This window comes from Micromonospora inyonensis (genome assembly GCF_900091415.1).
GTDB lineage: Bacteria > Actinomycetota > Actinomycetes > Mycobacteriales > Micromonosporaceae > Micromonospora > Micromonospora inyonensis.
This window is the reverse complement of record NZ_FMHU01000001.1, coordinates 3,157,985-3,173,758: the sequence shown is the minus strand read 5'-3', so window position 1 is coordinate 3,173,758 and position 15,774 is coordinate 3,157,985. Positions and strand designations below refer to the sequence as shown.

Here is a 15,774-nt window from a genome sequence, read left to right as displayed (position 1 = left end):
TGTTGGGACACGGCCTGATCGCCGCCGACGGACCGGGCCGGTGGTGCCACACTTGACCCCATGCCTGAGCTGCGGTCGAGGACCTCCACCCACGGTCGGACGATGGCCGGCGCCCGGGCCCTGTGGCGGGCCACCGGGATGACCGACGACGACTTCGGCAAGCCGATCGTCGCCATCGCCAACAGTTTCACCCAGTTCGTACCCGGACACGTCCACCTCAAGGACCTCGGCGGCCTGGTCGCCGAGGCGGTCGCCGAGGCCGGCGGGGTGGGGCGGGAGTTCAACACCATCGCGGTGGACGACGGCATCGCCATGGGGCACGGCGGGATGCTCTACTCGCTGCCCAGCCGGGAGCTGATCGCCGACGCGGTCGAGTACATGGTCAACGCGCACTGCGCGGACGCCCTGGTCTGCATCTCGAACTGCGACAAGATCACCCCGGGCATGTTGCTGGCCGCGTTGCGGCTGAACATCCCGACCGTCTTCGTCTCCGGCGGCCCGATGGAGGCCGGCAAGACGGTGGCGATCGAGGGGATCGTGCACTCGAAGATCGACCTGATCGACGCGATGATCGCCTCGTCGAACGAGGCCGTCACCGAGGACCAGCTCGGCGAGATCGAACGCTCCGCCTGCCCGACCTGCGGCTCCTGCTCCGGCATGTTCACCGCCAACTCGATGAACTGCCTCACCGAGGCGATCGGGCTGGCCCTGCCCGGCAACGGCTCGACGCTGGCCACCCACGCCTCGCGCCGGTCCCTCTTCGTCGAGGCCGGCCGCACCGTCGTGGAGATCGCCAAGCGCTGGTACGAGGGGGACGACGCCTCGGTGCTGCCCCGGGCGATCGCCAACCGGTCGGCGTTCGAGAACGCCGTCGCGCTGGACGTGGCGATGGGGGGCTCGACCAACACGATCCTGCACCTGCTCGCCGCCGCCCGCGAGGCGGAACTGGACTTCGACGTCGCCGACATCGACGCGATCTCCCGGCGGGTGCCCTGCCTGGCCAAGGTCGCCCCGAACTCGCCGCAGTACCACATGGAGGACGTGCACCGGGCCGGCGGCATCCCGGCCATCCTCGGTGAGCTGGACCGCGCCGGCCTGCTGCACCGGGACGTCTCGTCGGTGCACTCGCCCTCGCTGGAGCGCTGGCTGGCCGACTGGGACGTACGGGGGCGCTCGCCGAAACCGGAGGCGGTCGAGCTGTTCCACGCCGCGCCCGGGGGCGTCCGCACCACCGAGCCGTTCTCCACCACCAACCGCTGGTCCACCCTGGACACCGACGCGGCCGGCGGCTGCATCCGGGACCGCGCGAACGCGTACTCCGCCGACGGCGGCCTGGCCATCCTGCACGGCAACCTCGCTCCGGACGGCTGCGTGGTGAAGACCGCCGGGGTGCCCGAGGAGTGCCTGACCTTCCGGGGGCCGGCGAAGGTCTACGAGTCGCAGGACGACGCGGTGACGGCGATCCTCGCCAAGGAGGTCGTCGCCGGGGACGTGGTGGTGATCCGGTACGAGGGCCCCCGGGGCGGGCCGGGCATGCAGGAGATGCTCTACCCCACCTCGTTCCTCAAGGGACGCGGGCTCGGTCGGTCCTGTGCGCTGCTCACCGACGGCCGGTTCTCCGGCGGCACCTCCGGCCTGTCGATCGGGCATGTCTCCCCCGAGGCCGCCTCCGGTGGGCTCATCGCGCTGGTCGAGCCGGGCGACGAGATCGTCATCGACATCCCGGGCCGGTCGATCTCCCTCGACGTACCCGAGGACGTGCTGGCAGCCCGACGCATCGCCCAGGAGAAGCGCGACAAGCCGTACACGCCGGTTGACCGGGAGCGTCCGGTCTCCGCCGCGCTGCGGGCGTACGCCTCGATGGCGACCTCGGCCAGCGACGGCGCGTACCGCCGCGTGCCGGAGTAGCGCCGGGCGGCCGGCGCCCGCTCAGGTGTTTGCAGGGGACCCTTCCTACCGTTTTTTGACGAGCAGGGGTCCCCTGCAAACACCCTCCGATGGCACGCCCAGGCGGTTGCCGGGACGCGGCGACCGAGAGCCGGGAGTACGCGAACGACGGCGACCTGGCCGACACGGTGGCCGCCGTGGGTCTGGCCGTGCTGCCGTCGCCGGCGCTCGCGTTGACCGCGCTGCCGCACCTGGACGCGAGCATCGGCGCGGTACCGCTGCCCCTGCACGCGGGCGTCGTCCACACGGCCGCATTCGCCTGACACGCCATCACGCCCCGCCTGTCGATGCCGCGACCTTGTCGGGGTCCGAGCCGGACTCCCAGCTCGGTGGATCGGGGCTCGGTCAGATGTTGGACGCCTCGGGAGGCAGGTCGGCCGGCGGTTGCGGGGAGCCGGCACCGTCGGGGCGGCTCCGCGCGGTGAGTCCGAGGGCGTACGCCGTCATCGACAGCGACCCGTACGCGTAGCCGTCGACAAGGATCTCGGTGGCCGGCGCGTCGGCGGCTCCGGCGAGGCCGGCGAGGTACAGCGCGGGAATGAAGTGGTCGGGGGTGGGCACCGCGAGGCCGTAGTCGCGGTGGGCGTCGAGGGTCGCGAACTCGGTCGGGTCGGTGAGCATGCGGCTCTTGGCGTCCTCGTCGAACCGCTGAGCCCAGTCGTAGCCGGCGTCGGCGAGCGTCCAGTCCATGCCGCGCAGGTTGTGCACCACGTTGCCGCTGGCGACGATGAGCACTCCCCGCTCGCGCAGGGGAGCCAGCTTCGCACCCAGTTCCAGGTGGTAGTCCAGCGGCTTGGCGGCGTTGATGCTGAGCTGGACGACCGGGATGGACGCGTCGGGAAAGGCGTGCACGAGCACGGACCACGTGCCGTGGTCGATGCCCCAACTGTCGACGTCCGCCCCCACCCACGTCGGGTGGACGACGTCGCTGACCTCGGTGGCCAACTCCGGCAGCCCGGGTGCGGGGTACTGCACCTCGAACAGTTCCCGCGGGAAGCCGTAGAAGTCGTGAATGGTGCGCGGCCTCGGCATCGCGGTCACGGCGGTGGCGTTGATGTACCAGTGGGCGCTGACCACCAGGATCGCGCGGGGTCGCGGCACCGTCTCGCCGAAAGCCTTCCACGCCGCGGTGTAGCGGTTGGCCTCCAGGGCGTTCATCGGGCTGCCGTGACCGAAGAAGGCCGCCGGCATCAGGACGTCCGAGGTCCTGACCGGGTCTGACGTCATGATCCGAGCCCTCCTCGATGCCCGTGGTGGCTTCGTCGCAGCCTGTCGTCAGGGCACGAAGGTCGCGGTGATCACGCCGCAGCCAGCATATCCACCGTCGTTGGCGCTCGCGCCGCTTCGCCCGTAACGACGCCGAGCGTGAATGGACGGACAAACCTGTGAGCAGCGAGATCAGTGGACGGATGGCACCGCCGCCAGCACCCGACCGGTTACCCCACCGGGGTGGTGAACCGGACCGGCTCAGACAGCACCGCCTGTGCTCCGGCCAGGTCCGCCGTCCGCGCCGCGAGTGTCGCCTCGGCCAGCCGGCGCGGAAGGGCCGTGCTGAACTTGAGGCCGGCCAGCGCACGCGCACCGACCTCCGGGAGGCAGAGCCGCTGTGCGGCATCCCCGACCAGCGAACGCCAGTCACCGGGCAGGAGGTTCTCCCGAAGCCGGACGGAGTGATCGTCGAAGCGCTGCGCCGGATCCACCACCTCACCCAGGCTGGCGGCCAGGGTGGCGTTGGCCCGCAGACCCGCCCACGTCCACCAGCGCAGGTCGCCGTTACGGCCTCGGACGACCAGGCTTCCGCCGGGGTGCACCAGCGGCGCCTGTTCATCCCGTTCGACGGCGAGGCGGCTTCTGGCGCGGGCAGTCAGCACGACCGGTGGGTCCGCGCCGAGCAGCACCTCCCGCATGGCCCGGGTCACCGGGAAGCTCGCTCCCACCCAGCCGGACGACGTCCACCGCGCCCGGCCGCCACCGTCCGCGGGCTCCACGAAGCAGCGGCGGCGACGCCAGTCGACGTACGTCACCCGCCAGCTACGACCGCCGAGCAGGAGGCGTCGCTCACCCTGCACCTCGTCGGTGAGCAGGCTCGGGTCGATCCGACCCAGCTCGGCGCGGCCGTGCAGCACGGCAAACTCCGGCGGCCCGGTGAAGACCGCCGTCAGCTCCATGAAATGGCGACGACCGAACCGCCGTTCCGCCTCCGGACCGACAAACAGCAGCCCGTCATCGACGTCCAGGTAGCCGTTGTCGACGAGATGCGCCACGATCGGCTCCGCCCCGGGACCGAAGGGAGGCAGGCCGTTCCAACACTGCGCCCACGTCCGGTCGCCGACCCGGCGTTCCTGCAGGCAGAGGGCGAGCACCTGCTGGGCGACGATGTGCCGGGGCTCCGGCGGCGGCATCACCGGCTCCACCCACCCGCGTCCCCAGAGCAGGAGCACGGCTGCGGCCCGGACCAGCTCCTCGCCGCTGCGGCAGAGGAAGAGGCAGTTCCGGACGGTACCGGGTCGCCGTCCGGTCCGCCCGAGCCGCTGCAGGAACGAGGCGACGGTCGCCGGGGCGTCGATCTGGATGACGCGGTCCAGGTCGCCCACGTCGATACCGAGTTCCAGAGTGCTGGTGGAGACGATCACGCAGTCCCGGGCCTCCGCGAACGCCTCCTCGGACCGGCGTCGTTCCTCCGCCGAGAGCGAGGCGTGGGAGAGGAAGGTGGTGACTCCCCGCTCCCGGAGCAACTGGCCGAGTTCCTCCACGGTCTGCCGCGATTCGCAGAAGACCAGCCGCTTCTCCCCGGCGTGCAGGGCGGCGATCACGGTAGCCGCGTTGACCAGCGAGCCGACGTGATCGAGTTCGATCCGACCGGGTGGTGGCTGGGCGACCGGGGCCGCGCTCTCGGGAGCGACCGCCGTGGCGGTCAGATCAGGGGCGACCACCCGGCCGGTACGGGTGCGCACGCCCGATCCCTGCAGCCAGTGCAGCAGTTCGGCGGGATTGCCCACCGTCGCGGAGAGACCGACCCGTTGCAGCGGATGTCCGACGACCCGGGTCAGGCGCTCGAGCACCGCCAGGAGGTGCCAGCCCCGGTCGTCGCCCGCGAAGGCGTGCACCTCGTCGACGACCACCGCGCGGAGGCCGGCGAAGAAGGCCCGGTGGTCGACGTTGACGCTGATCAGCATCGACTCCAGCGATTCCGGGGTGGTCAGCAGGACGTCCGGCCGCTGCCAGAGCACGGACCGGCGGGCGGACGTGCCGACGTCCCCGTGCCAGAGCGCGGCCGTACGCCCCAGCCAGCCGGCGTACCGCTCCACGCGGGGGTGGAGATTGTTGAGCAGGGCCTTGAGGGGGCAGAGGTAGAGCAGGGACGTTCCGGCCCACCGTTGCCCCGTCATGCGGGACAGCAGCGGGAAGAGGGCCGCCTCGGTCTTTCCGCCTGCGGTCGGGGCGAGCAGCAGCGCGTCGTCGCCGCGAAGTAGGGGCGAGACGGCGGCCCGTTGCAGTGGACGCAGGTCCGGCCAGCCGAGGCTGTTGACGACGTGGTGCAGCACGACCGGGTCGAGCTGTTCCTCCGGACGTCCGCCGGTCACATCGGCAACTGGATGTCGTCGGCCGAGGCGGCGTTCCGTTCGACCTCGGTCAGCTCGTCCACGCGCAGCGTCAGCTCGTAGTGCCGGCGGGGATCCCAGTCACCGAACTGGTCGACCCGGTCGAACACGTCCGCGACGAGCTTCTTCAGGTAGACCCTGGGCGCGATACCGACCTGCCGGCCGAGCCGGCCCGCGACGGCCCGCGCCAGTTCGCCGAGGTACGCGTCGTCGCACACCTGGCAGACCCGGGCGCTGCCGTAGATGTCGCGTACCCGGACACCGAGCCGGACGAGGGTCTCCTCGGTGAAGCCGGGCAGCCGGAGCTGGGTGGCGCGCGGGTTGTCCCAGCGCCACTCGGCACCGAAGTCGGTGGCGAGGCGCTGAGCCAGCGGGGCCAGGCGCTGCACGCCCTGCTGCCCGTCGTAGAAGGCCGGCGTGCCGGTGATCAGCAGGAACAGACCGGGGAAGCGTCCGCCGTAGATGTCGTCGATGAGTTGGCGCAGCGAGTTGAGCGCCTTGTCCCGGGCATCCGACCGGACCCGTTGCAGGGTCTCGACCTCGTCGAGCACCAGGAGAAGACCGGGGTGGCCGCTGTCCCGCAGGACGGTCAACAGGCCCTGCAGGAAACTGAGCGCGGCGAAGTGGTCGATGTCGCCCTTGACGCCGGCCGCCCGCCGCGCCGAGGCGGCCACGTGCGGCTGGCCGCCCAGCCAGGCGGCGAGGCCGTCGGCGGTGGCCGGGTCGCCCTCCGCAACGGCGGTCCGGTAGCCGCGCAGCGCCGCCGAGAACCCTGGTGTGTTCCGGGAGATCCCGGCCAGCCGCCGTTCGAGGAGATCGCCCACCGCCCGGTCGAGACCCTCCGCGTCCTGCTCGCTGACGGTGCCAGCAGCCAGGACGTCCTCCTCCAACGCGAAGATCCACCCGTCGAGGACGGGTCGTAACGCGCTCGGTGGGAACTGCTCGGTGGTCAACTGTTCGACCAGCCGGCGGTAGACGGTCTCCATCCGGTGCAGCGGCGTCTCCAGTTCGGAGATCTGCACCTCGGCGACGGCGAACCCGCGCCGCTTGGCCCGCTCTCCCAGCCAACGGGTGAAGAAGGTCTTGCCGGCACCGTACTCGCCGCGGACCGCCTTGAAGACGCTCCCGGCACCGGCCACCCGGTCGAGATCCTCGTCGATCGCGGCGGTGAACCGATCGAGCCCGACCGCGAGGACGTCGAGGCCGTTGGCGGGTACGGCACCCCGACGCAGCGCGTCGATGATGTCCCGGCGTCGCCGGGCACTGACCTCGACGGTCATCAGTTCTCCAACCCGAACTGCTCGACCAGCAGCGGGATGTCGAGCTTGGCGGTCCGCCCGTCCGGGTCGAGGCTGAGCACCGGATAGCCCTCCACCTGCAGCAGCCGGCGTAGTGCGGCGAAGAGCCCGGTGATCCGGTGGGCGGGGACGCCTGCCCGGGTGGCGAGCGTGTCCAGGGTGGCCCGGCCGTTACCGGCCACCAGCGTGGCGACCAGGGCGGCCACCCGTTCGTCGGCGATGGGTGCCCGGGTGTCGCGCCGCTCGGCGTAGATCGGACTGGCGAGCAGCGCCTCGACCAGCGCCTCCGCCGGATCAGCCGGTGGTGCGGTCGGGACGGGCGGCGGCGCGGCGAGCGGCGGTGACGACGGCAGGTCGAACAGGCCCTCGTCCTGCGCCGGGGTGCGGGGCCTGCGCGCCACGCGACCCGTGGTGCCGGACCCCGTCCGGGTAGCGGCGTCCGGCGTCGAGCCGGCGGCTCCGTTCTCCGGTGACGCCTGTCGCAGCGGCTCCCGCCACCACTCGGGGCTGCTCACCGGTGCACCCGCCCAGCCCGGCACGGCTGTCTCGTCGTGTGCCGCGAAGAGCAGCAGCGGGATGACGGCCTCGGCAGCTGACGCGCCGCCGTGGTAGCCGGCCTTACGCGGCCCGTACCGGAGCTGCTCCTGCCAGGGCAGGACGACGCTGCCTCCGCCCAGCGCCACCCGGCTGCCGCTGAAGAACAGCTCGCCGTCGCCCGGAGCGGTCGACGCGGGACGCCAGCGGTTCTCACTCGAGTCGGAGGGACGGAGTTCGGCCTCGGCTCCACGATCGACGACGTGCCCGTGGTCGGAGAGGAGGACAACCACCCGGTCCTGGGTGACCGCGAGCAGGTCCCGTAGCCCGTTGACGGTGTCGGGCCCCCACTCGGTGGTGCCTGGGTCGCTGCGGTCCAGGGCGTCGTCGATGGTGTTGATGACGGCCGCCACCATCGGCACGGCCGGGTCACCGAGGGCCTGGGCGACCTCGGGGTCGACGGCCAGGCCGGCGGGGGTACGCAGGTCCGCCTTGTGCAGCAGGACGCTGCCGGGGAAACGGGCGGTGAACTCCCTGACCTCGACGTTCCGGTCGCCGACGGTGATCCGGCCGCTGAAGAGGCTGCACCGGTTGACCATGGTGACCGTCGGCAGGGCGGCGAGGACGCCGGTGCGGGCCCCACCGCCGGGGGTCAACTCCGTCCAGGCGCCGTTGCGTGCCAGCGTCTCGGCGATCTCGATCCCGGCTGCCGCGCCCATCCCGTCCAACAGCAGCAGCAGGACCCGCCGGCCGTTGTCGAGGATCGGGCGGACCACCCGGTCGAGTACGTCCTCCACCCGCAGCAGCGCGCCGGGTTCCCGTTCGGCGGCCGTGGTGTCCTGCAGCAGTTCGGCGAAGTGCCGGTCGTGCCGGGACCGCCGGTGGTCGACCGCGGCGTGCAGGGACCGGTACGCCTGGGCGACCTGGGTGTCGGGGTCGCCGGCGAAGATGTCCAACCGGGCCCGGTCCACCCAGCCGTCCTCCCGGACCTGCCGGTGCACCGCCGCCAGCATGGTGGCCGGTGCCGACGCGTCCGGGGTGGCGAGCCAACGCAGCAGGCGGACCGCCATCCGGGCCGTCTCGACCCGTTTACGGTCAGCCGAACGGTGTGCCTCGACGTCGGTGAGCCGCTCCTGCGCCTGCTCGATCAGGCCGGCGTCGACGAGGTGCGACCGGGGCACGGGCACGGCGAGGCGTACGGCGGCGGCGAAGGCCCGCATCCGCTGGGTGAACCCGAGCGGCAGCAGGTCGGACGCGACCAACCGTCCGGTCATGTCGATCTCGGCGGCGATCTCCTCGGCCCGGCGGAGCATCCGACGGGCCTCGTGGCGGACCTGGTCGTCACCGTCGAGGGCCCGGTAGATCCACGCCTCTGCGGCTTCCAGGTACGCCGTCGCCTGCGCGTCGGTGAGCCGGGCTCCGCCGAAGTACCGCTCCAGCCGGGTCCGGGCGACGGCGGTCTCGACGTCGGTCGCGCTGCCGCCGCCCCGGGGCCACAGCACCCCGGCGAGGAGGCCGAGCGCGATCGCGTCGACCCCGTGGCCGGCCCGGACGGCCGCGACCACCGGTACGGCGACCGGACCGGCGATCTCGACCAGATAGGTGCCGATGCCGTCCACCCACTCGGCGGACAGGTCGAGGAAACGCATCTGGGTCGGGGCGTCGGTGCTCCACTGGAGCAGCCCCGCGCCGTCGAGTTCGTCGGGGTCGAGCCCGAGCACCGCCCCGGCGAGGTGCCGGAGCGCGTGGTCCCGGGTGACGATGGTGCCGGCCGGCGGTGCCCAGCCGTCGACCGGAGCCAGCTCGGTGAGCGCGTCGGCGACCCATCGGCCGGTCCGTACCAGCGTCGGGTCGAGATCCAACCGCGTCTGACCGCCGAACGCCTGCCGGACCAGCTCCCACGGGTCGACGCTGCGCGAGGTCTGCATGCTCACGTGGGCGAGGAGTCCGTCCCCGAGTTCGGCGTCGGACAGGTCGGTGAGGAGCACCAGCTTCTCGTCGGCGGCCCGGTCGGCGAGCGCGGCCCGTGCGGCGATCGGCGTCGGGCAGGGCACCACCCGCACCGGGGTGCCCGCCACGGTCAGCACCGGCTCGTCGGTCCATTCGGGACGGGCGAGCAGCACGATGGCGTCCGTGCCGTCCTGCTCGGCCAGCCACGCCTCGACCTTGCGCCGGACAGCGGCCGGCCGTACGGCGACCCGGGCGAGGCTCACGCCGACCGCTCCGGTGCGGTGACATGCCAGGTCACGGCAACCGTCCGCCCTGCGGCGACCTCCGCCCGGATCTCCTTGACCAGCCCGGCCAGGTCCGCCTCGGCGGCGATCATGGCGCTGTGCACGACGGCCGGGGGCGTGGCCCGGTCCCGAAGGTGCCCTGGCGTCCGCTGCCCAGGGATGAGCCGTGGTTCGTCGTCCACCCGCGTCGGTCGGCCCTCGGGTGCCGGGTCCTTCCCGGGCTCCGGGTCGTGTGGTTTTTCCGGTGCCAGCAGGGCAGCGGCACCGGCGACCGCCTGACGCAGCGCCTCGGCCAGATCGGAGCCGTGGTGCTCGTCGCGGGCGGCAGCCGTGAGCTGCGCGATGATGACCCGGGCCCGGTTGTCGGTCTCGGCCCGCAGGGCGATCGCCTCCAGCAGGGGCCACTGCGCGTCGGCGAGAGCCTTCAGCAAGGTCTGGGCCTGCTTGTAGACCTGGCTGGTGGCCTGCCCGTCGAGGCCGCCCAGGCGCTCCTGACCGCCGGCCACGATCCGGACCAGGACGACGTCGTCGCGTTCGTGGGCGACCTGGGTGAGCAGGTCGGTGACCCGTCGGGCGGTCGCCAGCCGGCCGGTGGGGGCCGCCACGTCGAGGCCCAATGGCTTCGCGTGTCGTTCCAACGCTGCCACGAGGTCACCGGCGGCGTTCTTGTGGGCGTTGGCGATCCGCCGCATGGTGGCGGCCATGGTGCCGAGGTTGGCCGGGTTACGGAAGAGGGGCAGCACCTCGCCGAAGAAGGGCTGGCCGAACTGGACGGCGGCCTTCCACTCCTCGTCGGTGGGCAGCTCCGGGTGGCGCAGCTCGAAGCGGTCCTCCACCCCGTTCACCGCGACGACAGCGACCTTTCCGCCGTTGTCGTACCAGCTGAGCTGCTGTTCGAGTGCGAAGACGGCGATGATCAGGTTCTGCAGGTCACGCTCGAAGCCCCGCCGCTTCGGCACGTCGAGGATCTCCCGCAGCACGTGCACCGGGAAGTGGTCCCGGTAGTCCCGCCGGGCGGCCTCCTGCAGCAGGTGCTGGCTCCAGTAGCAGGTGCTGATGTCGAGCACGTACCGGTGGTTGTCGACCAGCTCGCCGAGGCGCAACGGGTTGCAGATGCGCTTGAGGGCACGCTGGTCGGCGGCGGGGACGGCGACACCGTGGGTGGGGTCGGCGGCGGCCTGCCGCGCGTACTCGAGCACCTTGCCCAGCTCGGCGCGGGTGAGTGGCTTCTCGTCCACCGGCAGGGCCGGCGTGCCCGGGTACGCCCATTCGAGCAGCTCGCCGGTGAGGTTCCGGAAGGCGTCGGCGAGCGTGCCGCCGCGCGGGTCCCCGATGCGCAGCCCCTCGGCGAGGGTGTGCAGCACGCCGACGGTGTCGTCCTGGACGTCGGAGGGTTGGGGGTTGGCCGCCCCGTACGCCTGCTTGAGCGCGGTGACCAGCCCTTCGCGCAACTGGCTCTGCCGCTGCTGGAGGTAGACCCGGCCCTGCTGCCGGTCGGCCTTCGGCCAGTCGGCGGCGAGGGTGTTGAGGCGTTCCCCGGCTCCACCGACCCCGAGCAAGTAGTTGATCTTCGCAAGCTGGGCGACCCGGCCCATCATGTCGTCGGTCAGATAGAGCGGCAGCCAGAAGACGGTGTGCGAGCCGCGGGGCAGTTCCTCGATCCGGGCCCGGTCGGCGCTGCGCGGCAGGTCCTGCGGGTCGAACGGGTAGTCGATGACGATCCGCCACGAATCGCCCGGGGCGAGGAGAGCGGCGACAGGCATCGAGTCGCGGTCCCGGACGTTGCCGAACTTGACCTGGACGACGTGCCGTCGCCCCCGCCAGTCACGGGGCTGCTGCAGCTCGCCGTGGCTCCCCTCGGCCCCGGTCAGGCCCATCTCGGCGCTGATCAGCTCCCGCAGGAGCTGCTGCCGGACGCCGGCCGAGGTCTCGTTGTTGGGCACGAGTTCGAGCAGCTTGTCGAAGTCGACCGTGTGCAGCTTCAGCGAGACCACCGGGTCGTGGTCGTCGGTGAGGTGCAGTTCCCCGGCGTCCTGCTCGATCTTGCGGAGCCGGTTGAGCACGATGGTGTTCTCGTAGCCGGGAATCGGTGAGGCGATCGAGCCGAAGTTCAACGCGTGCAGCTTGGCGGCGGTGAGGTTGTGCAGCGCCGGCACCTCGGGCACCAGCGCACCGAGCAGGATCGTCTTGACCAGCTTGTCGTCGAGCTGGAACTGGGTGTGCCCGGCGGCCCGCTCGTCGTCGATGCCGTTGAGGGCGAGCAGGATGGGCCGCAGCTTGCGCAGGTAGAGGCTCCGGGCGGCCTCGAACTGCTGGCGGAGCTTGGGGCGGTCGGGCAGTTCGCCGTGCAGCACCAGCGGGTCGAAGAGGGCGGCCACCCCGATCAGGTCGTTGACCTTCAGGGTGTCCCGCCGGTCGACCAGCAGCTCGGTCATCACCTTCAGGGCGGTCCGCTCGCGCTGCAATGCCTGCGAGAGGGCCACCAGGGTCGCCACCAGGGCCGGCGAGAAGGGGTAGAGCTGCCGGAAGGCGGTGGCGTCCGAGCCGATGCCGGCGTCACCGTACTGTGCGCCGAGCAGGAGGGTGTCCCACACCTCGCGGTTGTGCTTCACCGCCGCGAAGGCGTTGTCGATGACCTGCCGGGCGGCGTCGTCATGGGGTTTGAGCAGCCGCTTCTCGGTGATCTCCGGCAGGTTGGTGTCGGCGAGGACGATCTCGCCGAGCCGTCCCTGCACACTGCGCATCACGTGCGCGAGCGCCTCCCGCTCGGTGCCGCCGACCTGCGGGCCGAGGAACTCCTCGAGGTTGCGCTGCCGGGCCACGAAGGAGACCAGCGGCAACGGTCGGGCCGCGTCGGCGGACTCGACCAGCTTGTTGAGCTTGGCACCCTCGGTGTTGACGAAGGTGTGGTCGGCGATCCGGCCGGAGAGCCAGAGGATCAGCTCGTCGAGGAAGAGGACGAGCGCGTCGTACCCGAGGGCCCTGGCGTGCCGGGTGATGACGGCGAGGCCGGTGTCCAGGTCGAGGTATTCGCTGCTGTGCACCGCCCCGCTGAAGAAGGTCTGGGTCAGCGCGCTGACCAGGGCGTCGCGGTCCTTGGTGCCGGGCGGCTGCGCGGCTGCCTCCGCGTACCGCTGCGGGGTCCAGCCCTCCCGCCGGGCGCGCTGCGCGGCCAGGCCGCCCCCGGACGCCCCCGGCGCGGCCCCGCCCTCGCGCAGCGCCGCGAAGAACCTGTCGTCGCCGAGGGTCTGGCGCAGCCGGGCGGCGTCCTCCAGCATCGCGTCGGAGCGGTGCACGGCGGGGACCGGCGCGTCCGGGTGGCGGGCGGTGACGTGGCGCAGGTATCCCTCGAGGATGGCCTGCTCGACGGAGCGGGCGTCGAGCATGTGCAGGGTCAGGGAGAGGAAGCGCCGCCCCTTGAGCCAGGGGTCGGCGGCGACCACCGGCCCTTCGAGGCCACGGATCTGCCGGGCGTACGGGTTGTGCGCGAGGATCTCCCGCAGCACGGCCATGAAGTGTGACTTGCCGGAGCCGAAGGAGCCGTGCAGGAAGACCGCCTGGGAGCGGCCGGTGTTGACCGCGTGCCCGATCCGCTGGAGCGCGCTGGTGAAGTTCTCCCGGAGCTGGTCGGTGACCACGTACCGGTCGAGGTCGGCCCCCTCGGCCGCCTTGACGACGAAGTCGCCCTCGCCGACCGACGTCGGGATGTCGATCAGGTCGCGCAGCAGCGTCACCGGTGGTCCTCCAGCCTCCCCAGGGTGCCCGACACGGTACCCACGGCCACCGGGACGCGAGTACCTCTCCGGATGGCCCCCACCTGGCCTGATCGACGGGACTGCATGACCGGTGAGGAGCCGCCGACCCCTCGACCGGTCGAAGCGCAGCTCAACCGGGGCTTCGGCCGAACCGTCAGCACACTCCACGAGGGAGTGTCGGATTGCCGACAGAGTCCAGTAAGCAGTATCCACAACAGACTCAATACCCAGTGAACATGGACGACCACGTTCAGTGTCCATACAATTGCCATCGATCATCGCCAACGTCTACGGGGTGCGGATGGGGACGTCGAGCAGGCTGCCAACACCCCGGGTCGCCTCCTGGGGACGCGTCCTCGGGCAACTCCGCAGCTGGTCGGCCGGTGCGGAGGGCCCGGGTGACGCTGCCGGCTCCGCACCGGACGGGCCCACCCCGGACACGACGCCAGTGGATGCGGCGACCACGGCCGAGCAGGACGCGGAGCGCTTCCGGCGGCTGCTGGCGAAGGCACTCGGCGAGGACCCGGACATGTCCGGGCTACGCCCGGCCGCCCTGGGCTCCGGAGCGCGCCTGGTCGACGCCCTCGCCGACCTGTTCGCCGGCAGGTCGGGTCTGCTGTCCGGCATCCCGGACGGGACAGCCGACGACCGCGAGGACGCTTTCGTCGCCCGGTTCGTCGCCGCCGTCGGTGGCGACGGCGGACTGATCGGTGACGCCGTCGCCCGACGCGCCGCCCGCCGTACCGCCGAGAGGCTGCTGGCCGACGACCCGACGCTGGCGTCGGCGGTCCACTCCGGCGTCCCGTCGGCCCGCGTCACCGGAGAAGTGTTCTGCACCGCCTACCGGTTCTTCTTCGGCGAGTTCATGGGTGAGTTCGTCCGGGCCAGCATCGCCGAGAGCGTCCCGTTGGTGCTGCCGGTCGACCCCACCGGTCTGATCACCGCAGCCGTCGCCCGGAAGGTCGTCGACCTGATCCCCGACCCGTGCGACGGGGCCGAGCGTCGGGCACCCGGCCCCGGCCGGCTCGCGGAGACCGCGCGGGAGCTGGTGACCGACGCGGTGGAGCTTGCCCTCGGTCTGCGGGAGGAGCATCCATGACCACCGGCCGCCACGCCTACCACTTCACCACCGGCCGCTACCGCCGGTTCCCCGGGCACTACCGGGCCCTGGACGAGCGGCACTTCCGCGCCGGCCCGAGCGCGATCACCAACAACCTTGCCCCGGCCCCGGACGTACCGCCGGTCTGGGCCCAGGACCTGCTCCAGGTCGCCAAGGCGGTGTACCTCGTCGACAAGCTCTCCCGCCGGGCCACCGCCCCGGACCGGTGGACCCGGGATCTCACCCTGTCGGTCCAGGTCATCGAGCCGGAACGGTGGTCCGACCGGGTGGAGCCACTGCTCACCGCCCTGTTGGAGCTGCTCACGGCGGACCGCTGGACGGTGGGCTTCCACGGCGGTGCGGCAGCGCTCCGGACCGTACCGACCCGGTTGTTCGAGGGTGACCCGGCCGAGGAGGTCACGCTCTTCTCCGGGGGCCTGGACTCCACCGGTTGGGTGGCGCAGCGGATCGGCGTGGACGCTGGCCCGCTCCTGCTGGTCTCCTACTACGAGGGGACGTTGAAGACCCGCCAGAACCAGGTCTTCGCCGCCCTCCGCCGACTGGGCGCACGAGCGGTGGAACGCCGGCAGGTGCTGCAACAGGTCAAGGGGTTCGGGCCGCCACTGGAACTCAGCTCGCGCTCGCGGGGGCTGCTCTACCTCGCCACGGCGGTCCACGTCGCCGCCGCGCACCGGGTCCGCGAGGTCGCCGTACCCGAGAACGGGCAGCTCGCGGTCAATCCTCCGCTGACCGCCTCCCGGCTGGCCGCCTCCTCCACCCGATCGGTGCATCCGCGCACCCTGCACCTGCTCAACCGGCTCATCGCGGCCGTCGGCGGAGACGTGACGGTGGTCAACCCGCTGGTGGACGACACCAAGGGTGACGTGTGCCGTCGGGCGCTGACCGCCGGCCTGCCGCTGCCCACCCTGGCGGAGACGGTGAGCTGTGGTCAGCCTCCCGAGAACCGTGGTGCCAGCCGCTTCGCCCAGTGCGGGTGCTGCTATCCCTGCCTCATCCGCCGTTCCGGGCTGCTTGCCGGGACCGGTCGGGACGACACGGCGTACCGGACGGACGTGTGGGCCCTGCCCGACGACGCCGACCTCGCCCGGCACCGCCGTGCCCTCGCCGCCTGGATGTCCCGGGGGTTCGGCATCCGCGACCTGACCACGGACGTGCCGCTGCCACCGGGGGCGGACCCGGCGGCCCTGCTGCGGACCGTCCGGCGCGGACGCGACGAGATCCGCCAGCTCTTCGAGCGTTTCGCCCCCGGGACCCTTCCGGCCGGCACGTGACCACCACCCCGGG

The 15,774-nt window shown here is 72.2% G+C and carries 9 protein-coding genes; 4 read left to right on the top strand and 5 right to left on the bottom strand.

What is annotated here, in order from left to right; all coding sequences use genetic code 11:
• The first annotated feature begins 60 nt into the window (after positions 1–60).
• Positions 61–1,908, top strand: coding sequence for a dihydroxy-acid dehydratase (gene ilvD, locus GA0074694_RS14355; RefSeq protein ID WP_091458205.1), 1,848 nt, complete (start codon positions 61–63; stop codon positions 1,906–1,908).
• Positions 1,909–1,997: 89 nt separating this feature from the next.
• The gene (locus GA0074694_RS14350) at positions 1,998–2,210 is read left to right on the top strand and encodes a hypothetical protein (RefSeq protein WP_091458204.1); all 213 of its coding nucleotides are present in this window, start codon (positions 1,998–2,000) and stop codon (positions 2,208–2,210) included.
• Between the two features lie 82 nt (positions 2,211–2,292).
• On the opposite strand, the gene ygiD is transcribed toward GA0074694_RS14350, so the two are convergent.
• From ygiD to GA0074694_RS14325, 5 genes are all read right to left on the bottom strand, one after another.
• Positions 2,293–3,174 carry a 4,5-DOPA-extradiol-dioxygenase gene (gene ygiD, locus GA0074694_RS14345; protein ID WP_245714694.1) on the bottom strand — a complete coding sequence of 294 codons (882 nt, stop codon included), beginning with the start codon at positions 3,172–3,174 and terminating at the stop codon, positions 2,293–2,295.
• A 209-nt stretch (positions 3,175–3,383) separates the two neighbouring features.
• Positions 3,384–5,531, bottom strand: a complete 2,148-nt coding sequence (locus tag GA0074694_RS14340; RefSeq protein ID WP_245714693.1) for a DEAD/DEAH box helicase — start codon at positions 5,529–5,531, stop codon at positions 3,384–3,386.
• The gene (brxD, locus tag GA0074694_RS14335; protein ID WP_091458199.1) at positions 5,528–6,829 is read right to left on the bottom strand and encodes a BREX system ATP-binding protein BrxD; all 1,302 of its coding nucleotides are present in this window, start codon (positions 6,827–6,829) and stop codon (positions 5,528–5,530) included. Before brxD ends, GA0074694_RS14340 begins: the two co-directional genes overlap by 4 nt.
• Positions 6,829–9,594 (bottom strand): BREX-2 system phosphatase PglZ, encoded by a 2,766-nt coding sequence (gene pglZ, locus GA0074694_RS14330; RefSeq protein WP_091458197.1) that lies wholly within the window; start codon positions 9,592–9,594, stop codon positions 6,829–6,831. The genes brxD and pglZ overlap by 1 nt, the downstream gene beginning before the upstream one ends.
• Positions 9,591–13,349 (bottom strand): BREX-2 system ATPase PglY family protein, encoded by a 3,759-nt coding sequence (locus GA0074694_RS14325; protein WP_091458195.1) that lies wholly within the window; start codon positions 13,347–13,349, stop codon positions 9,591–9,593. The genes pglZ and GA0074694_RS14325 overlap by 4 nt, the downstream gene beginning before the upstream one ends.
• A 286-nt stretch (positions 13,350–13,635) precedes the next feature.
• Between GA0074694_RS14325 and GA0074694_RS14320 the strand changes: the two genes are divergently transcribed.
• Together GA0074694_RS14320 and GA0074694_RS14315 are read left to right on the top strand one after the other, a co-directional pair.
• On the top strand, positions 13,636–14,469 hold the full coding sequence (locus GA0074694_RS14320) for a hypothetical protein (protein ID WP_141714116.1): 834 nt from the start codon (positions 13,636–13,638) through the stop codon (positions 14,467–14,469).
• Positions 14,466–15,761: a 7-cyano-7-deazaguanine synthase gene (locus GA0074694_RS14315; RefSeq protein ID WP_091458191.1), complete on the top strand. Its 1,296-nt coding sequence runs from the start codon at positions 14,466–14,468 to the stop codon at positions 15,759–15,761. The genes GA0074694_RS14320 and GA0074694_RS14315 overlap by 4 nt, the downstream gene beginning before the upstream one ends.
• Positions 15,762–15,774 lie beyond the last annotated feature (13 nt).

Bases quoted from the DNA above. Each gene is read 5' to 3' on its own strand.
- ilvD (WP_091458205.1), top strand. From the start codon at position 61: ATGCCTGAGCTGCGGTCGAGGACCTCCACCCACGGTCGGACGATGGCC.
- GA0074694_RS14350 (WP_091458204.1), top strand. From the start codon at position 1,998: ATGGCACGCCCAGGCGGTTGCCGGGACGCGGCGACCGAGAGCCGGGAG.
- ygiD (WP_245714694.1), bottom strand. From the start codon at position 3,174: ATGACGTCAGACCCGGTCAGGACCTCGGACGTCCTGATGCCGGCGGCC.
- brxD (WP_091458199.1), bottom strand. From the start codon at position 6,829: ATGACCGTCGAGGTCAGTGCCCGGCGACGCCGGGACATCATCGACGCG.
- GA0074694_RS14315 (WP_091458191.1), top strand. From the start codon at position 14,466: ATGACCACCGGCCGCCACGCCTACCACTTCACCACCGGCCGCTACCGC.